Genomic DNA, 19,284 nt, shown 5'->3' with positions numbered 1-19,284 from the left:
CGAGGAGCTACCGTGTTCGTGTGGTTCCCGTGGACAGGTGTCGTCCACGGTGGATGGTCGGTCGGTGTCGCTACGCTTCCCGCCGACTCCCGCTCGAGGCGGTGGACCCACGGCTATCGACGGCGGGAGAACGGCCGCTCGGAGCCGGGTGGTGGCTCGGCGGGGGCGCGTTTCGGGGTGGGTGGGTGGCCGTGGACGGGGTTAGCCGTGGACGTCAGCTGTCTCCGGGTCGCTCGAGTCCGTCAGTTCGGTCCGTCGGGACGAGTCCGTCGCTCCGTCCCGTTTGCTCGAGCGCGTCGCGTCGCGGTCCTCGCTCGAGTCGTCCCGTCTCGCATTCGCCGACTCAGCCGCACGACCCCGTTCGCCGGGGATCGAGGCGTCCGCCGGAACGATTACCCGACGTTCGGTGTACTCGAGGCCGTTCTTGCGTTCGGTCCGCCTGCGTACCGCGAGTCGATTCTTCGAGAGGTCGAGCAAGGCGTCGATCGTCCGGGAAACCAGCTTCTTCGCGTAGCTCTCGGTGATCCCCGGCTCCTGTCGGCGGATCCAGTGTTTGAGGTCGCTCGCAGTGACGAACTCTCGAACGTTCTTGCAGCCGCGTTCCCACGGATCGTCGCCGACGCTCGGGTCGGTTCGCGACCGCCAGAGTTTCGCGGCCAGTCGCGTCGGGAGGGCGTTCGCCGCGGCGCGGCGTCGCTGGTCGTCCATCCGGGCGAGTTGCTGGATCGGGAGCAAGTCGCCGAACGCCAGGGAGACGTCGCCGCCGCGCTCGAGCGGGTCGGCGCTCTCGGGTACCCGGAAGTAGGCCGCGCCGTCTCCCTTCTCGATTCGCTCGAGTCGGCCCTCCGGGACGGTGACGACGTGCTCGTCGACGGTGGCCGTCCGGAGGTGGGCCCCCTTCTCGAGTTCGCGAGACTGGAGCTCCGCAACGCGTTCTTTGTTCGCGCCGGCTTTCTTCAGCGCCGCGTCGGTGGCGCTCTCGAGGCGGCCGGTTTCGCCCTCGAGGTCCGCGACTCGATCGGCCAGTTCGTCGACGGTTTCCTCGAGTCGGTCTCGATCGCGCTCGAGGGACGCGATGCGTTCGTCTTTGGACTCGAGGCGAGTCTCCAGGGCCTCGAGTCGGTCGGAGAGGTGAGCGAACTCGTCGGATCGGTCCGAGTGGGTTGGCTGGTCGGGCGTCGGTTCGTCCGGGTCGGTCGTCGATCGTGGTGACATTGGTGTCGGGTTGTAGGTGTGGTTCGGAGGCGATGCAGTGGCGGTCGCCCGCATTCGACCGGCTGTGAGGGGCCGTTCGGACGGGCGAGCGTCGTCACTCGCGGGGCGGATCGTCGGCTGCGCGAGGAGTGCAGTCGTCGGCGTCGACGCGCGAGCGGAGTCTGAGCGACAGCGGATTGAGTTGGGCGCGAACCTCGCGCAGCCGACGCCGAGTTTGAGCGCGCGTCTCGTCGTCGAATGCGGCAGCGTCGGGGATCGACTCGAGCAGCCGTTCCGTCTCGGCGTCGAGGGCCTCGAGTCGGGCGACGTAGCGTTCGGTGGCCGCCACCTCGCGGTCGCAGGGCTCGTCGCGGTCGAGTTCGTCGGTCACGGCTCGGATCCCTCGAGTGCGTCGGACCCGGAGCCGTCGGGGGCGTCGCGATCGGTCTCGAGTCGCGGATCGTCGGCCGCGTCGACGAGCAACAGTCCGGGTCGGTCGTCGATCGCCGCGAGGTCGTAGACGCGGACCGAATCGGTGGGCTCGAGTCCGAGTTCGGTGATGGCGACGGGACCGACGCCGATGCGAAGGGCGTCGCGTCGGCTGCACAACGCGTATTCCGTAATCGAGTCCGCGTGGGCGTGGGCGGTGGTGGTCGCGGGAACGAGTGCAATGCCGTCCTCGCGTGCGAGGGCGTGCACTCGAGACGCGTCACACCACTCGCGGTCGGCGAGGACGGCGCTCGAGAGCGTGACCGAGCCGCCGGTGCTGACGGTGTGCGTGCCGAGGTAGCCCCGGCCCGTGGGGACGACGTACCTCGAGTCCGTCACGGGCGGTCACCTCGGGATGGGGTGGCGTGGGGTGGGTCCTCAGACGTGTTCGGACGGTCGAAAAACGGGAGGACGACGCGCTCGTCGTCGGGGAGGATGGCCGGACGGGGCGGGTCGTCGCGGCCATCCGGTTGGCTATCGGTACCGTCGTCTATGGGGTAATCTCTTTGACCCCTCGAGTATTGGTTTCGCATGGTCGGATTCCTCTTTCGGAGGTAGCCCCGACCCCCGGCGTGGTGCTACACGTCGGACCTTTCGATCCGGTGGGGGTGGGCCGAGTGTGTGTTTGTGTTCTAGTTACAAATAATTTCTTGCTTTGGTTAAATTAGTGTAGGCGAGTTTTTGTTGAAAGGCAGGATCTCCGCGGCTCTGGGACCGTTCGTCGGGTGCTTCTGACGCCGGTGGTTTTCGAGGCCAGTGGACTCGAGTTCGTGAGACTCAGTGTTTCATCCGCTACTCTATGCCTTCAGATCGGGTTCGTGAACACATGAGGCATATTTTGCAGCGCTGAGTGAGGCTCGAGTGGAGTTTTGTAAAGGATACGTCGTGCTCACGGTCGTATCGGCGGCTCTCCCACCGACCCATCACTGTGCACACGGCGTTACCGGTTTCGTGTGCATATTCGGGTAACGGAGTTTGCCGACGTGTGACCGCAGGGGCTCAAACTTCAGTAGCAAGTATTCGTTCTGCTGTGGATTCTCCAATGCCATCTATTTCGATTAGATTGTCAACTTCCGCATCCATTAGTTCATATACTGATTCGTATTCACTTTCGAGGTTCTCAGCGATAGTCGGGCCAATTCCCGGGAGATCAGTGAAGTCAAAGGAGTCACCACGTTCTTTGACAAGATCAGGCATGTCCTTGAATTCCCCATATAGGTCTACAACCGCATCTCGGAACTCCCTCCGCGTCTGGTCTCGGAAATTGGGGCTAAAGGGTTCTCGTTTGCGGTCCCCATCAACTAATTCGTACTCCTTATTGATAGACAAATCAAACGCGTTTCTTCCTTTTTGCTTGAACTTGACTGATATTTCGACTCCACGGGCTCTTTCGACGTTTTCGCAATAGATCTTTGCAGAGTCAAAGAAGAAGTCGTTCTCAATGCACTTGTCGACAATCGGATTATCTCTGAGGCTCTTGCCTGTTAGTGCTAACTCAGTGATGTTGGAGAGGTGTTTGTCAATTTGCTCCTCCAACTCATCCCCAGCAGACTCAATGCTGTCGAATGAATCGTCTTGGTCACCATTCTGGCGAACGCCTAAATGACGAACGTTGCGTGTATCCCAGTTATTTGGATTGTAGGTTAGAAATTCGTCAAAGAAGTCTACTCGATCCTCCAGTGGTGAGATTGCTTCTATGCGGATGTCAGCACGTTCTACTTCAGACTTACCTTCAAACTGTCTTTTCCTGTCCCAGTAGCCGAACAATTCTTTTACTGAATCAAATTCATCTGCATTGAAAAAGTTTTGAGTTACCTTGTAGATGTTATCCTCCTCCGTTTCGTGGATTTTGAAGTATGTTGTCCGACTTGTAGCATCCATTAGGTTCCGCTGAGACGATCTACGATGAGTATAGCTAACTTGGATATCGATACTATGTTCATCTCGTTGAGTGTCTGTTATACGGAGGCTTGAGTCTTCGTTAATGATCTCCCCGTCTTCTTTGAGTGCCCTCAGGTCCCCCTCTAACCCATCGATTGAATCTTTAGACTCTACTACGAATGCAGTGGATTTTTCGCTGTTACTTCTTCCTTCTAACTCCTTTTTCAATAGTAGAACGCTATCTAAGTCATAGAGCAGATGCTTCCCCACATTAGCAACCTTCCCTGCGTCCCCTGAATGGATGAATAGCTTCTTATCATCACGAAGGAACTCTTGGGAGTCTATTCGCCCAATTTCGTCTTTATAGATCACTTCAATGTCTTTGACGGTTGGATATTGTTCAACAATTTCTCTACGCATTATCATCACCTCTCAGACCTTCCGTATAGTTGTCGTACGTAACCGATGGCAATGTATCGAAGTCGAATTTTGGGATTTCCTTATCTTCTACAATCTCTCCATTATCTGGTATAATTGTATTCGCAAACTGGGCTTTAGCTGACTCTATATCTTGAATTCCTCTATCAAGATGTTCGTTATCATAATATATCAGAACCTCCTCAACATCAAGTAAATTATACTCAACTAACGCTTTGAAAACCACCTCCAGCGAATCCAATGTAAAGTCTCCAAAGTAAAATATGACATTGACCCGCTCAAACCCTGTGGGTGTGTTTTCTCTATCATACCCGCTTGCTCTTTTTATTTGAACAAATATTAAATCTGACAATAGGGCCTCCAGTGCGAGTGAGTCTTGCTTATCTGGGAACGGCTTGTCCGCCATCGAGGGATAGTAGAAATACACCTCATCCGAATCATTATTGTAGTCGTTCTTTAGCCGGTTATACTCTTTAGCTAACCGAGCTAACTTGTTTAACTCTCGATTCCCTAAAACCGCAATTTCGTACGTCCCTCGTTCTTTACGATGAATACCCACGTCCGAGACGTATCCTTGGAAGTCAGCCTCATGAAAATTATCAGAGGACCAAATACCGACTACTCCTGCATTGTAGTTTCTTTGCTCATAACCGTTCAAATGTTCCTCAAATTTATCAGACTCAGGAACACACTCGACTGTTTGGAGAGTTTGAGTCATAGAATCGCGTAGATCATCTCTGTTGATATTTTCCCATTTGCGGATTTTCGATTCAACAAAGACACCACGCTCTAGGTTATGGAACGGACTATCGTAGGTAAAGTAAGAGTCTACACCATGACCCTTAGTGCGGTTTGCATGTACGCCTGATGTGCAGGGAACATCCACATTCGATTTCCCTCGTTTAGTCCATCCCAGCTCGGTGAGGAGAGCATCGAGACGCTCATTGGCTACTCGACCGCGTTCACCCTCGTCTTCAGGCATAATTCACCTCCTCTCCTCCACCAACAACACCCTCCTTGATTACGTCAAGTACAGTTGCCATGTTGTCAATATTGTTATATACGATGATTGAACCGCTATTATATATGCCAATAGTCACACTCTCACCATCAGTTTTCACGGATGCTCCAAGGTAGGAGATATCTCCAGAATGTTTATTTAACAAATCACGCCCCAAGTTCTGGTCGTCAATATCGATCTGAAAGCTACCGACTGCTGAGTCTGTTATTGGGTAGTCAGATATCTTTATAGAATTCAACTCAACTCGGTATCGGCTCTCAATGGTGCTCAGAACCTGTTGGGGGCTGAAAGATGTATTCTCAATGGTCGTTTCCCAACTCGTCACCTGACCAATTTTATTTGTGACGTTTGAAACACTGTCCTTGTTAGCGAAGACTTCCAGGATACCGTATTTAGTATCCACTCTGAACGGGATCATCTCAACTGTTTGAATCTCTTCCTTGGTCACCTCTTGCGTATCCTCGTCGTATACCTGTTGGATTTCCGGCCTTGTGAGAAGAAGATATGCTGTAATCAAACTAGGTTCCACTTGCTCAATAGAGAATCCATAGGCCTCCCCCTTTTCGTATGGGTTTTCCTCTAATAAATTAATGAACTGAGATGTTTCTAAGTCTCCTAATGAGATACGTGAGAAGTTATCTGCGTATGGCGGTGATCCAATCATGCTCAGTCAGTATTTCACACATTCTTTGTTACACCACTGATATAAATAATCTTTGGGCGGACATATGGCCATCATTATCCAGGATGATGGAAAGATATGGAAAAATTCACACCTGGTTATTCTTTTCGTAGACTATTATGGAATATCACATTCATTTGTAGTATCAATAGATCCCTTATAATGCCACATATATGATGAATAGGTGTTGCAAAACATGGTATGCATGCCTACCAATTCAACCAATAGTAACTTGAGCGAAAAATAAGCATATTATGTGAACTTGTATTTCAACATCAGAGTAACGCACTAATTTAATATAACTACAAAATTCATATTTGTCAACATTACTTTGTTACATTATCAACCTCTGTTTTACGTGCTTTAACTGGCGATCCGCGTGCAGAGGTGGAAAGGTGCGCCGATGTTTTTGGCGCTGTCCATTTGAGTGACGCTATCTATTCGAGTTGGCGAATTGCATCACTAACTGTGAGTCCGTGTTGTTCCGCGATCCCGTCTGCCAAGCTTAGGGCCCACTCCTCTTTTTGAGCTACCTTATACTCCTGAGCAAGCAAAGTAAGAGCATAGACAATTAGTAAATCATCTTGTGGGTGGTGCATGATACCCGCGATTGGCCTCGGCTTCATTAAAAAACTCTCTGACGAACAATTATTCCCAAAACGGTGGTTAGCGATGATCTAGACTCGTGTTCACCTCCTCTTCTAATGCACTCACCTCTTCCTCGAGCGCAGCAATCCTGCACTCCTGGGCGAGCATGATAGAAATGAGGTGCGTGTTCATTGGGTCCATGCTATTCTGAATGCCGCCAGCATCCGCGAAGTTCCGTGCCTGATCAAAGAGTCGCTCGAAGTGAGGTTTGTACTGCTGACGGAGTGCTCTATGGTACGGAGACCAATCGTTTTCGAATTGTCTGATTGTGTCTCGGTATGTGGGGTTTGTCTTGCCCATACGTGAGACACCGAGAGGAAGTAGACACTCGAAGACAGGACAGAGAGTTTACGACCATTAGCCTTGCCCACAACTCCTCGAGCCGAAAGTCAACGCAAACCCTAACGCCATATTTGTGACAGACAGACGCAGGACACAACGACGAGAGACGACGATGAACAGGAGTTGGTGGGGACAAAGCTGTCGGGAGTGAACCGACAGCAACGCCCCAGTCGCTGGTGGGTGAATCGGAGAGAGTGATCGAGAGCCGGTGTCGATGATGTTGGACCGGCGCTCGATCACTGGCGGGATCGTCGGATGCCCCAGGTCGGACAGACTGTCAAGACAGTTTTCCACCCCGCCATGAATTACTTCGTGCTCAACATAATAAGACTGATACCTAACTAGTAATGTGCACGACGGAATGACCGTCCCAGCGGTGCTGTGCGGGACGGTACTTCTGTTGCTTTTTTGTCACTAAACACACTGCAGAGGCTGAACGGGTATTGGACCCTGGCCTTAGCCGCAGTCTTCCTCCCAACCGTGCGCCTCGAGTGGCACCTCGAGTTGTCTCGGGACCTCGACCGGCATGAGTCCGTGTTGATTCGCGATGGCGTACGCGAGATCGCTTGCACGCGCTTCGGTCGGTGTGCCCCTGTGCTCACGAGCGAGTTCGACAAGGGCGTGCACGATCAGGAGATCGTCCTGCGGATGGCGCATCGCTCTATCTGGTCCCACTATCCCATTTAAATTCTCGCGTCTCCGCGACGCGGACTCGAGCGGCACTCGAGAATCCCAGAATAGCCCCGATATCATAAGACATTTTGTATAACTAGTGCTACATTGTGCGTCTCGAGTAGGTCTGATAGAAATCACATTGCCCACCGACAATCATTTTTGGCAAGACCAGAGACAGCCGGAGACAAAGCCCAGTTCGGTTCAAAGATAAGATGTGTTTGCTGGGTGGAATGCACTCGCCAGCCATCGCGAAGAAAACCACGGTTACACATTGATCAAGTAGTCCTCTGGGCCGGTATATTTTGACCTACAGTTGGCGAAACCGTACCGAATAGTACGAAGCCAGGTCTTAATGCCTCTTGACCTATTGGTATTGATTGTGATTGCCGTCTGGTGATGAAATTATAGTATAACTCGAGTGAGTCGGACGATCATAAGAATAGTTACTAGACAAGTCCTTACATCTCAGACTCTCTGCGTGCACAGGTTAGCGGAGTAGAATGAAATCAGATTTTCTATTGGGAATCGTACATTACTGTACGGGTGAACAAATCATCGTCTGGTTTGGAAACGGTGACTCGCGTTTAATACTACCAGCAATCAGTGCAGGAGTGGGCAGCGTACAGGCGGAGATGGCATAATACGTCCCAGCAGTAGGGCGTTGCACCGGGATCCTAAACCAGTGGCAACGCCATTTCCGAGTACGCGCCCGGAGAATAAAAATATGAAACGTACTCAAAAACCAGCCGACGAGGATTCGACTACTGGCCGTCGCGGTCTGCTACGAATGGGAGGCGTTGCAGGACTGAGTCTCGTCGGGTTCAGTGGCGTCGCTTCCGCAGGGAAAAACGGTCGAAACGGTAAAAACGGCAAAAACGGCAAGAACAACGGACGGAACGGGAAGCACAACGGCCGGAACGGTAAGAACGGTAACGGACGGAACGGCAAGCGCAACGGACGGAACGGCAAGCGCAACGGCCGGAACGGTAAGAACGGTAACGGACGGAACGGCAAGCGCAACGGACGGAACGGCAAGCGCAACGGCCGGAACGGTAAGAACGGTAACGGACGGAACGGCAAGCGCAACGGCCGGAACGGCAAGCGCAACGGCCGGAACGGCAAGAACAACGGCCGGAACGGCAAAGGACGGAACGGTAAGAACGGTAACGGCCGGAACGGCAAAAACGGCAAACACAACGGCCGGAACGGCAACGGCAAGAACGGCAACGGCAAAAACGGCAAACACAACGGCCGGAACGGCAACGGCAAGAACGGCAAACACAACGGCCGGAACGGCAACGGCAAGAACGGCAACGGCAAAAACGGCAAGAACGGCAACGGCAAGAACGGCAACGGCCGTCCCCCAGGCAACCGTCCTCCAGACAACCGCCCCCCAGACAACCGTCCCCCAGATAACCGTCCACCGAATCGGTAAACGCAATCACTGTCAGTATTTTTTGCTCTATTGAAAAGACAGTACGGCAGTAGAATCGTCGTTTCTCAGCGGCCGTTCCTTTTTGAAGACGACGGGTTATTCTCGTTTGCGAAGCCACGCAACGGTCCGCTCGAGACCGTCGCGAAGCGAAACCGTGGGTTCGTATCCGAGCGCCGTTCTGGCCGTCGTAATGTCGGCTTCGCTGTGGCGGATGTCACCAGTACGCCCTTCGGTATGGGCAATCTCGGAACCGGAGTCGGTGACGTCGGCGATCGTTTCGGCGAGGTCGCGAACCGTCACGCTCGTTCCGGTGCCGACGTTGTACGCGGTGCCAACCCGGTCGGTCGTCGCCGCCTCGAGGTTCGCCTGCACGATGTCGTCGACGAAGACGAAATCGCGGGTCTGTTCGCCGTCGCCGTGAACCGTAATCGGCTCGTCGCGCAGCGCCTGCTCGCAGAAGATGCTGATAACGCCGCTGTAGTCGCCGGCGGTCTGGCCCGGTCCGTAGGCGTTGAAATAGCGCAAAGCGACCGTCTCGAGCCCGTAGAGGTCGTGGTACTGTCTGGCGTAGTGGTCGATCGAGAGTTTGTCGAGTCCGTAGGGCGAACTCGGCGTCTTGGCGTCGCCCTCCCGGATCGGCACGCGCTCGGGGTGGCCGTAGATCGCCGCGCTCGAGGCGAGGACGACCCGTGCGTCCTCCTCGCGGGCGGCCTCGAGTACCTCGAGGGTCGCGTCGACGTTGATCTCGTGACTCGTTTGTGGCGCTTCGACCGACCCCTGGACGCTGACGAGGGCGGCCTTGTGAAATATCAAGTCGACGCCGTCGGTCGCTCGCTCGAGCGTCGCGTCGTCGCGAAGGTCGCCCTCGATGAGCGTCGCGTCGTCGGGGACGTTCGCTCGCTCGCCCGACGTCAGGTTGTCGAGCACTCGGACGTCGTTATCGGCGACGAGTGCATCCGCGAGATGGCTGCCGATGAACCCTGCCCCACCCGTAATGAGAATCGTCCGTCCCGTCGGCTGGCCGGTAGTCATACGCGAAGGTCCCGACGGAAATTACATGAGTCTGCTGATCCCTCCGACCAGCGGGAACCGGCCCGTTCACGTCGGTCGTGTTCGTGCAACGGACGTTCCAACGGTAATTGTCACACCCGTATAATATATCAGAATTAGAGACTGTGTATATTTTTGAGTTTGGCCCACAATGGAGAGGGCGCGATAATCTACCGATAGACGCCCCACAGCGCCAGATTTAGTCAGGGAAAGGGAGATCAGGTATTGAAGTCACTCTATGTCGGAAGTTTGAATTTGGTGCTGTTAGAAGATAGCGAAAGAGCGGACCTACTCGAATCGTGACTCGAACCGCTACCGAATCCTTCCAGAAGTGATCTCCATGCTCGAACTCACGCTCCTCGCTGCATTCGTCCTCTCCGTCGGGTTGCTGTTGCATACGTACGCCCTCTACGTCCCGATTCTGTACGTACTGAACAGTATCTTCCCGAATTCGTCGACGGACCGTCCGAACGACACCCCGTCAGTTGCGCTCGTCATCGCGGCCTACAACGAAGAAGACGTGATCGCGGAGAAGATCGAAAACAGTCTGGCCCTGGGGTACCCGGACGAGGAACTGTCTATCGTCGTCTTCTCCGATGCATCCTCGGACGACACCGACGAGATCGTTCGCTCGTACGCCGACGACGGCGTCGAACTCGTTCGGATCGAGGGTCGGGTCGGAAAGACCGAATGTCAGAACAGAGTCGTCGCGCGGAGAGACGAGGACGTCATCGTCTTCTCGGACGCGAACAGCATGTACGATCCCGACGCGATACGCAACCTCGTCTCGTCGTTCGCCCCGGGTGTGGGGTGTGTCATCGGCGAACTCACGTATCGGGACTCGAGCGACGTGGACGGCGAATCCGTCTACTGGCGCTACGAGTCGCTCATCAAACGACTCGAGTCGAAACTCAACTCGTCGGCGGCCGGAAACGGCTCGATCTACGCAGTTCGAAACTCGTCGTACGTCCCCCTCGAAAGCGGTGCGATCAGCGACTTCGCCGAGCCGCTGGCGATCGTCGGAAGCGGCGAACGGGTAACGTACGCACCCGACGCGGTCGCCTGGGAGAACACGGGGGAGGGGGTCGACGAAGAACTCGAGCGCCGGAGCCGGATCGTCACTCGCGCGTGGCACACCCTCGCGAACAATCTACAGCTGCTCAACCCGCTACGACACCCGGTATTCGCGTTCCAACTCACCTCGCACAAGCTCCTCCGGTGGCTATCGCCGGTATTTCTCGGCGTTGCACTCGCGGCGAACCTGGGGCTCGTCCTCGTCGGCTCGAGCCCGCTCTATCTCGGGCTTCTCGCGGCGCAACTCGCGTGCTACGGTCTCGCCGGGGTCGGCGCGCTCCTCGAGCGGACCTCGATCTCGACGCCGACGGTCGTCCACATCCCCCACTACTTCGTCGTCGCGAATTACGGCATGCTCGTCGGACTGTGGAACTTCCTCCGGGGAGAGAACATCGTCACCTGGGACACTGCCTCGCGACAATCAGACCAAAGCTAAGACACACATGACACACGTCGTTCATCTCTCGTCCGTTCACTACCCGTTCGATCCCAGAATCTTCCACAAACAGCTCCGAACGCTGGCGACGGAAGGGTACCGGGCGACCCTGCTCGTTCACCACGGCGAGTCGACGGTCCGAAACGGCGTCCACGTTCGCTCGCTCGGCGACGTCGAGACGCGCCTCGAGCGCTGGCGGAATCTCCCGCACCTGTTTCGCGTCGCGCGCCGCCAGGACGCAGACGTCTACCACCTCCACGATCCGGAGTTGCTCCCGGTCGGCGTGGCGCTGGCGGCGACGACCGACGCCGAGGTCGTCTACGATATTCACGAGGACTACACGGACGCGATTCGCGTCCGCGAGTGGATTCCGGAGCCCCTCAAGCCGATCCTGCAGACGGCGTTTCCGGCCGTGCAGTCGGCGCTGACGCGACCGCTGGATCTCGTCGTCACGGCGGACGAATCGACTCGCGAGAAGGTCGCCGATCGAACGAGCACCCCCGTCGAAACGGTCCGGAACCTGCCGAAGGTCGGTGAGATCGACACCGAGGGCGCCGACCTCGAGCGGTCGCACGAGTACGTCCTCGCGTACGTCGGGGGGCTGGATCGCGAGCGCGGACTGCTGAACATGCTCACCGTGACGTCTCGGCTCCGGGACCGGGGACTCGACGTCGGACTCTGGCTCCTCGGCCCGTTCCAGGACGACGAGATCGAGCGCCGGGCTCGAGAGTTCATGACGTCCGAGGAGATTTCGGACCACGTTCGGCTGTTCGGCTACGTCGACTACGACGAGATCTTCTCGCACCTCTCGCAGGCCGACGTCGGCCTGTTGCTCGTCGACGAAGACCGGTTCGAGCGAAACGTGCCGACAAAGTTCTTCGAGTACCTGTACTGTGGCCTCCCCGTCGTGCTGACGGACGTCGCGTCGCTCGAGCCCTACGCGGACGACGACTACTGCGTCACCGTCTCCGAAGACAATCTCGACCGGATCGTGGCCGAAACCGCGCGATTGCTCGAGGAGACCGAAATCAGAGCCGAGATGAGCGACGCCGCACACGAGACGGTCGTTTCCGAGTACAGCTGGGAGGTCGAGCGGGAACGGTTGGTTCGCGCGTACGAACGACTGCTCGCGACGGGGACGGACGGCAACTGAGACAGACGAATGGGATCGACACAAAATCGAACGGACACACGACACTCACGAATGACAACCGTTTCAGTCATCACACCGACGTACAACCGGGCGGACACGCTGCCACGAGCGATAGAGAGCGTCCTCGAGCAGCGCTACGACCACTTCGAACACGTGATCGTTGACGACGGGTCGACCGACGACACCGCGTCCGTCGTCGACGACTACGACGACGACCGGATCGAGTACATTCGACTCGAGGGAAACAACGGCGCGAACGCCGCCCGGAACGAGGGTATCCGGGCGGCCTCCGGGGAGTACGTCGCTTTTCTCGACTCCGACGACGAGTACTATCCCGGCAAACTCGAGGCCTGCGTCGATACGCTCGACTCGCTACCCGAGTCCTACGGCGGCGTCTTCCACGGCTACGACGTCTACCGGGGCGAGACGTACCTCGGGCCGGAGTCGACCGACGAGGGCCGGGTGACGCTTTCGGATCTCGGCGAGCGGAACGTTCCCGGGAGCTTCATCACGTCGACGTTCCGCCGGTCCGTCTTCGAGGAGGTCGGCTTCCTCGACGAGGCGATGGCCTCCTCGCAGGACTACGAGTTCTACCTTCGGGTGGCTCGAGCGTACGACCTCTACGGACTCGGGGAGATCTTCGCGAAACACTACCGACAGGAAGATTCGATCTCGCTCGACCTCGAGGCGAGGCGACGGGGGAAAGAACAGCTGATCGAGCGACACGACGACGTGCTGACCGATCGCAGACACTCCCACCACCACTACCTGCTCGGAATCTCCCACGGGAAACGCGGCGAGATGGCGATGGCGCGGCGAGAACTCGCCAGGACGATCCGGCTGCACCCGACGAACCCGTTTCCCTACGTCCACCTGGCGACGTGTGCGACGCCGGGGACGTTCGCGGCCGGGCTGTCGATCAAACGAACGGTGAAACGGCTGCTCACGAAATGAGACGACGCGAGACCGACAACGGAGGAGTACGTTCGAATGCGTAGGGGCGGGACAATCCTAGACGCGGCCGTTGCACTCTGCTACGTCGCGTTCGTCTTCGCCGGCGTCTACAAGAGCGCCAAGTACCTCGAGTGGGTCCCGATCGATCTGACCCTCCTGCTCGGCGTCGCGACCGTCGGGTTCTCGGCCCTTCTGGTCGTTCTCGGCCGGCTCGAACTCTCACTGCGGGCGGTCGTCATCTGTATCCTGTTCGGGATTTTCGCCGGGTACGCGGTTCTCTCCGGGCTCTGGTCCCCGAGTTCCGAGTACTACGTCTCCAAGTCGTTCCGACTGGTCGCAGTGACCGGATTGGCACTCGGGCTGGGCGCGACCGTGATCGCGACGTCGTCCCGGCGGCTTCGGTACGCCGGATTCGCCACCGTCGGCGTCGCGCTCGTCACGGCGCTCGAAATTCTGTACCACTACCAGCAAGCGGGCGGCGACGGCGTCCTCGAGCCGTTCGGGACGAACTACCTGATCACGGGTCGCGCCGTCGGGATGGGGGTGGTTCTCGCTGTCGGCTACCTCGTTCTTTCTCGAGACGACAGGGCCCTCACGGCCGGGGCGCTCGCCGTGATCCCCGTGATGGGCTACGCCCTGCTCGTGAGCGGGGCGCGCGGACCGACGGTCGCCGTCGCGGGGGCGGTCGGGGTGCTCCTCCTCGCCGGCGTCTGGACCGGCCGGCTTCCCAACGGCCGAATCGCGCTGGTCGGATACGGCGCTGGCGGGCTCGTCTCGCTGATCGGCCTCGTGACCGTCGCCGGACAGTTACGGGGGATCCGTCGAATCCTCGCGTTGACCGACGGGCCGGGACGTTCCGTCGGGCTCCGACTGGGGTACTGGAAGGGGACGATCGACGCGTTGCACCTGCGGATGCTGCCGTTCGGCGAGGGTCTCGGCGCCTGGCCGGTGCTGATCGACCCCGGAGCCGACACCCGCTACTACCCGCACAACATCGTCTTCGAGGTACTGTTCGAACTCGGACTCGTCGGCCTCGTCCTGCTCGGCGCGCTGCTCGGCTCCGCCGTACTGGCGCTCGCTCTCGACTGGCGCGAGCACGGCGGAGCGACGCATCTCGCTCTCGGCGCGCTGTTTGCATACATGCTGGCGAACGTGATGGTGACCGGCGACCTGAACGACAACCGGTTTTTCTTCGCGATCATCGGAGTGATGGCGTACGCCGTCGGCGATCGGACGCTGAAACCCGATTTGATCGGTGCTCGAGGCGGGTGGCTCTCGGTTCTGCCGTCGCTCTCGTCGGAAACGCGTCGGGAGTGACGGGACGACTCGAGGTGTCGGAGAAGACGGTAACGAAGAGAGTCAGCGGGGAGAGTGAGCAGAGAGAGGTCAGCGGGGAGAGTGAGCAGAGAAAGAGGGTCAGCAGAGAGAGTTAGTCGTCAACGAGGAGGTAGCCGAGGGTCAACGCCGCGAGTACCGCGCCGAGTGACCAGTCGAACATGGTGTAGGACTCGAAGAACTGGTGGACGGCCCACCCGGTCGCGAACGCGAGGATCGCGACGTTCACGTTCTCGTAGTCGATCGCACCGGCGACGATGCTGCCGGCGACGAGGCCGACGTAGGCGAGGCCGCCGACGAGTCCGGTCTGGATGATCACCGAGAGGTAGGAGTTGTGCGGCGTGGGCGCGCCGTCGCCCGCGAGGTAGGGTTCGATGACGGCGCTCTCCGAACCGCTTCCGTAGCCGAACAGTAGCGGGCCGTCCCGGATCGCGCTGACGCTCGCGGACCAGAGTTCGAAGCGGTTCGTCGCGGAAATGCCGATGAAATCGACGTACATCCCTGCGATCAGTCCGAACAGGCCGAGCAGAGTCGAGGCGACTACCACGGGAACGACGCGTCGGCCGCCGACGGCGTAGCTCACGTATATCACGAGGGCAACCGCCGCGGCGAGCATCGCCGCTCGAGCGTTCGAGAGAAACAGCCCGAGCCCGCAGATTCCGGCGAGGACGGCGGTGATCGTTGCGCTAATCGGTCGCTCGGCGACGACGGAGCGGTGGAAGTCGATGGCCGCGGCGACGAAGCCGGCGAACGAGAGGAACCCCAGCCCGTTCGGGTTGGGGAAGATCGACTGGAGCGTCATCACGTCGGGATCGAAGCCGGGGACCGACGGGGAAGAGCCGGGGTACTGGCGGACCTCGAAGAGCCACAGCGTGTAGTCGCCGACGGAGTACGTGGCCAATCCGAGCACGACGACGACCGCTGCCAGACGAGGGAGTATCCAGAGGAAGACCCGCTCGGGAACGAGCCGAGGAAGGACGAAGAGGCTGCTTCCCATCACGACCGCGGCCCACAGCGGCCACCGGGATTGAGAACTCGAGGGGTAGTACTCGAGGGAGTGGGCGAGGTAGACCCCGGCGAGGACGCCGAAGCAGGCGATCGCCGCCCAATCGCGGGCCCCGTACTGCTCGGCATCGGTGACGACGAGGAAGAAGGCAATGGTGAGCAGAAAAACGACCACGATCCCGAGCGACCGGTTCGATCCGGGACCGAGTCCGGGTGAACTGCTCTGGTAGACCATCCAGAGTGTGAGAAGTGACACGCCGAGAACCGAGAGGACGCTCGCCCACAGGTATCTGGCGTCCTGAAAGGCGTCTACGGCCCATCGACACCCGAGAATCGCGCCGAGAACGACCGTCGAGGCGGCGAGGTGCCACGCTAATACCGAGTCGGTCGTGTGCGCGAGTAAAACGAGAACGAGGTAGACACCGAACAGTCCGTAGATCACGCCGTTCGCGACCCGCGCTATACTCCAGTCGTGGGTGAAAACAGTCACCGGATCTCGTTCGGCGGTACTCACTATCGTAGTGATTCGTCAGTTCTCCCAAATATCAGTTCTGATACTCGGCCGGACTGTGAAGCGGTCGGCTAGCCTCGAGTGTGTGTGAATCACGCAAGCATCGACTAATCGGTCAGCGGTCGCCGCCTCTCCGGCACCAAAACGGGAGTAACTGGACGCTCGAGGCGGCGTCCGTCTCGATACAAAATTTGGAATACCGAAAACCAGAACGTTATTGTGAGGAGAGAGGTATTGATTAGTCTCGATGCAAGCTGTCGTACTCGCCGCAGGAGAGGGAACCCGACTCCGGCCATTAACCGAGGACAAACCGAAGGGGATGGTCGAGGTCGACGACGAACCGATCCTCACGCACTGTTTCGATCGGCTCATCGAACTCGGTGCCGAGGAGTTCGTCGTCGTCGTGGGCTACCTCAAGGAAAAGATCATCGATCACTACGGCGACGAGTACTGCGGCGTCCCGATCACGTACTCCCACCAGCGCGAACAGCACGGACTCGCTCACGCGTTGTTGACCGTCGAAGAGCACATCGACGACGACTTCATGCTGATCCTCGGCGACAACATCTTCCAGGCGAACCTCGAGGACGTCGTTCGTCGCCAGCAAGAAGACCGAGCAGACGCCGCGTTCCTCGTCGAGGAGGTGCCCTGGGAGGAGGCCTCACGCTACGGCGTCTGTGACACGAACAAGTACGGCGAAATTACTGACGTCGTCGAGAAACCCGACGACCCGCCGTCGAATCTCGTCATGACCGGCTTCTACACGTTTACGCCGGCGATTTTCAACGCCTGTCACCTCGTCCAGCCCTCCGACCGCGGCGAGTACGAGATCAGCGAGGCGATCGACCTGTTGATCCAGAGTGGACGGACGATCGACGCGATCGGTCTCGAGGGCTGGCGAATCGACGTCGGCTACCCGGAGGATCGGGACAAGGCCGAACGGCGGTTACAAGACGCCATCAGCGCCGAACCAGTCTCGGACTGACGACGGTTCCCAAAGCGACACCGAACGCGTTTCCTTAAGGCGATTCGTCTCGGTATCGACGGGGATATACGATGCCAGCGTGCACTAATAGCTGATTACTCTCGAATGTCCTCCGACACCGCCGAGGATATCTCTCGACGTGACAAAATCGATGCACTGTTAGATGTCGCTCGGTTCAGTCCGAAGTTCACGGCGCTCATCGTCGGCCTCGGATTGCTCGCCGCGGTTCTCGAGGGGATCGGTCTAAGTTTTATCCTACCGATCATCGAAATCGTGCAGACGGACGATCCGGCCGCGGAAGCCGACGGACTGATGGAAGCGTTCGTCGTGGTCTACGAGACGCTCGGCGTGCCATTCGAACTCGGATTCGTGGTCGTCGGCGTTACGGTCGTGATGACCGTCCGGTATACGGCGAGTTTCCTCGTCGGCTGGCTGCGCGAAGCCCTCCGAACCTACTACATCCGCGATCTGCAGGTGCGAGCGTTCGACAACGCCCTCGACGCTGAAGTGAAGTACTTCGACGAGGAGGGCTCCGACGACATCCTCAACGCGATCGTTACCCAGACCTACTACGCCGGCCGGGTGATCAGGCGAGTCATCAAGGTCATCGAGCAACTGTTCCTCTCGCTTGCGTACCTCGTCATCGCACTGGTGATGGCACCGATGTTGACGCTGATCTCCGTCGTTATCCTCGGCGGACTGACGGTCCTGTTGCGCGGCGTGATGGAAGGGGGATACGATCTCGGAGACGAGGTCGCCGACGCGAACGAGCGACGACAGGAAGCCGCCCAGGCGGGAACCCAGGGGATCCGCGACGTGCGGATCTTCGGGCTCGCCGCCGAACTCCGCGAGAACTTCCTCGACGCCGTCGACCAGTACACGACCGCCCGCATCAAACTCCGGCGCAACGAGGCGGCGATCAACAACTTCTACAACCTCGGCGTCGCGGTCTCGGTCTTCATCCTCATCTACATCGCCCTGACCTTCGCCGACCTGTCGATCGGTGCGCTCGGCGTGTTCCTGTTCGCGATGATGCAACTCGGACCCAAAGTGAGCGCGCTCAACGAGTACTACTACAAGGTCGAAAACGACCTCCCACACCTCGTCCGGACCCAACAGTTCATCCGCGACCTCGAGAACCGTGAGGCGATCAACGATCCCACGCGCGACGTTCCCGACGCGGTCGACCGTCTCGAGTTCGACGACGTCGAGTTCTCGTACGACGGCAACGAACGCGTCCTCGACGGAATCAGCTTCGAGGTCGAGAAAGGCGAGTTCGTCGCCTTCGTCGGACAGTCCGGCGCTGGCAAGTCGACTATCGTCTCGCTGCTCGCCCGCCTGTACGAGATCGATCGCGGCGAGATCCGCGCGAACGACGTTCCGATCGGCGAGATGGACGCCGACGAGTGGCGCGATCGGGTCTCGATCGTCCGCCAGGATCCGTTCATCTTCAACGATACGCTCGAGTACAACCTCACGATCGGCAACCGGGACGTGACCCAGGGCGAGATCGAGCGAGCCTGCGCGATCGCGAAAGTCGACGAGTTCGTCGACGACCTCCCGGACGGGTACGATACCGTCCTCGGAGACGACGGAACCCGACTCTCGGGCGGACAAAAACAACGCGTCTCGCTCGCGCGGGCGTTACTCGAGGACACCGAATTGCTGATCCTAGACGAGGCGACGAGCGATCTGGACTCGAGCCTCGAGCAGGAGGTCCAGGCGGCGATCGAGCGGATGGACCGCGACTACGCGATGATCGCGATTGCCCACCGGCTCTCGACCGTCGAGAACGCCGACCGGATCTACACCCTCTCCGAAGGCGAGGTCATCGAGTCGGGACAACACGGCGAACTGATCGAGCGGGACGGCCAGTACGCGGACCTGTACGCGATCCAGTCGCAGTGAGCCCGGTTGCAGTGAACCCGGCCGCAGTGAACGACGGCGAAGGACACCTTGAACGCCGTCCGGCCGTT

General features: G+C 58.4%; 17 protein-coding genes. 7 read left to right on the top strand and 10 right to left on the bottom strand.

Going from position 1 to position 19,284, the window contains the following annotated elements:
* Positions 1 to 201: 201 nt before the first annotated feature.
* The 8 genes from BB347_RS16970 to BB347_RS16930 all read right to left on the bottom strand — a co-directional run bounded on the left by BB347_RS16970 (position 202) and on the right by BB347_RS16930 (position 7,352).
* The gene (locus tag BB347_RS16970) at positions 202 to 1,215 is read right to left on the bottom strand and encodes a coiled-coil domain-containing protein (protein WP_076583362.1); all 1,014 of its coding nucleotides are present in this window, start codon (positions 1,213 to 1,215) and stop codon (positions 202 to 204) included.
* Positions 1,216 to 1,309: 94 nt separating this feature from the next.
* Positions 1,310 to 1,585, bottom strand: a complete 276-nt coding sequence (locus BB347_RS16965; RefSeq protein ID WP_236996011.1) for a hypothetical protein — start codon at positions 1,583 to 1,585, stop codon at positions 1,310 to 1,312.
* On the bottom strand, positions 1,582 to 2,022 hold the full coding sequence (locus BB347_RS16960) for a hypothetical protein (RefSeq protein WP_076583361.1): 441 nt from the start codon (positions 2,020 to 2,022) through the stop codon (positions 1,582 to 1,584). Before BB347_RS16960 ends, BB347_RS16965 begins: the two co-directional genes overlap by 4 nt.
* The gene (locus BB347_RS19065) at positions 2,019 to 2,216 is read right to left on the bottom strand and encodes a hypothetical protein (RefSeq protein WP_139327050.1); all 198 of its coding nucleotides are present in this window, start codon (positions 2,214 to 2,216) and stop codon (positions 2,019 to 2,021) included. The genes BB347_RS16960 and BB347_RS19065 overlap by 4 nt, the downstream gene beginning before the upstream one ends.
* Before the next feature lie 466 nt (positions 2,217 to 2,682).
* The gene (locus BB347_RS16955; RefSeq protein WP_076583359.1) at positions 2,683 to 3,984 is read right to left on the bottom strand and encodes a helix-hairpin-helix domain-containing protein; all 1,302 of its coding nucleotides are present in this window, start codon (positions 3,982 to 3,984) and stop codon (positions 2,683 to 2,685) included.
* The gene (locus BB347_RS16950; RefSeq protein WP_139327049.1) at positions 3,977 to 4,984 is read right to left on the bottom strand and encodes a hypothetical protein; all 1,008 of its coding nucleotides are present in this window, start codon (positions 4,982 to 4,984) and stop codon (positions 3,977 to 3,979) included. Before BB347_RS16950 ends, BB347_RS16955 begins: the two co-directional genes overlap by 8 nt.
* Positions 4,977 to 5,687, bottom strand: a complete 711-nt coding sequence (locus BB347_RS16945; protein ID WP_139327048.1) for a hypothetical protein — start codon at positions 5,685 to 5,687, stop codon at positions 4,977 to 4,979. The genes BB347_RS16950 and BB347_RS16945 overlap by 8 nt, the downstream gene beginning before the upstream one ends.
* Before the next feature lie 1,464 nt (positions 5,688 to 7,151).
* Positions 7,152 to 7,352, bottom strand: a complete 201-nt coding sequence (locus BB347_RS16930) for a hypothetical protein (RefSeq protein ID WP_076583350.1) — start codon at positions 7,350 to 7,352, stop codon at positions 7,152 to 7,154.
* A gap of 805 nt (positions 7,353 to 8,157) precedes the next feature.
* On the opposite strand from BB347_RS16930, the gene BB347_RS19060 reads away from it, so the two are divergent.
* Positions 8,158 to 8,805, top strand: coding sequence for a hypothetical protein (locus tag BB347_RS19060; RefSeq protein WP_077202645.1), 648 nt, complete (start codon positions 8,158 to 8,160; stop codon positions 8,803 to 8,805).
* A gap of 96 nt (positions 8,806 to 8,901) precedes the next feature.
* Here the strand turns inward: BB347_RS19060 and BB347_RS16920 are convergent, their stop codons facing one another.
* On the bottom strand, positions 8,902 to 9,837 hold the full coding sequence (locus tag BB347_RS16920) for an NAD-dependent epimerase/dehydratase family protein (RefSeq protein WP_076583634.1): 936 nt from the start codon (positions 9,835 to 9,837) through the stop codon (positions 8,902 to 8,904).
* Positions 9,838 to 10,195: 358 nt separating this feature from the next.
* Between BB347_RS16920 and BB347_RS16915 the strand changes: the two genes are divergently transcribed.
* Genes BB347_RS16915 through BB347_RS16900 form a run of 4 tightly spaced genes read left to right on the top strand, consistent with a single transcriptional unit; the run spans position 10,196 to position 14,789 of the window.
* Positions 10,196 to 11,365: a glycosyltransferase family 2 protein gene (locus tag BB347_RS16915; RefSeq protein WP_076583632.1), complete on the top strand. Its 1,170-nt coding sequence runs from the start codon at positions 10,196 to 10,198 to the stop codon at positions 11,363 to 11,365.
* Positions 11,366 to 11,372: 7 nt separating this feature from the next.
* Complete coding sequence (locus tag BB347_RS16910) at positions 11,373 to 12,518, top strand: glycosyltransferase (protein WP_076583630.1); 1,146 nt, start codon at positions 11,373 to 11,375, stop codon at positions 12,516 to 12,518.
* A gap of 51 nt (positions 12,519 to 12,569) precedes the next feature.
* Entirely contained in the window at positions 12,570 to 13,472 is a 903-nt protein-coding gene (locus BB347_RS16905) for a glycosyltransferase family 2 protein (RefSeq protein ID WP_076583629.1), read from the top strand.
* A gap of 36 nt (positions 13,473 to 13,508) precedes the next feature.
* Positions 13,509 to 14,789 carry an O-antigen ligase family protein gene (locus BB347_RS16900; protein ID WP_083687809.1) on the top strand — a complete coding sequence of 427 codons (1,281 nt, stop codon included), beginning with the start codon at positions 13,509 to 13,511 and terminating at the stop codon, positions 14,787 to 14,789.
* Positions 14,790 to 14,901: 112 nt separating this feature from the next.
* Here the strand turns inward: BB347_RS16900 and BB347_RS16895 are convergent, their stop codons facing one another.
* Entirely contained in the window at positions 14,902 to 16,326 is a 1,425-nt protein-coding gene (locus tag BB347_RS16895; protein WP_076583627.1) for an O-antigen ligase family protein, read from the bottom strand.
* Between the two features lie 244 nt (positions 16,327 to 16,570).
* Here BB347_RS16895 and aglF point away from each other — a divergent pair, with 244 nt between their 5' ends.
* The gene (gene aglF, locus BB347_RS16890; protein ID WP_076583626.1) at positions 16,571 to 17,308 is read left to right on the top strand and encodes a UTP--glucose-1-phosphate uridylyltransferase AglF; all 738 of its coding nucleotides are present in this window, start codon (positions 16,571 to 16,573) and stop codon (positions 17,306 to 17,308) included.
* A gap of 105 nt (positions 17,309 to 17,413) precedes the next feature.
* The gene (locus tag BB347_RS16885) at positions 17,414 to 19,216 is read left to right on the top strand and encodes an ABC transporter ATP-binding protein (RefSeq protein ID WP_076583624.1); all 1,803 of its coding nucleotides are present in this window, start codon (positions 17,414 to 17,416) and stop codon (positions 19,214 to 19,216) included.
* Positions 19,217 to 19,284: the final 68 nt, after the last annotated feature.

Source organism: Natronorubrum daqingense (assembly GCF_001971705.1).
In the GTDB taxonomy this organism is placed as follows: domain Archaea; phylum Halobacteriota; class Halobacteria; order Halobacteriales; family Natrialbaceae; genus Natronorubrum; species Natronorubrum daqingense.
This window is presented reverse-complemented; position numbering and strand designations above follow the sequence as displayed.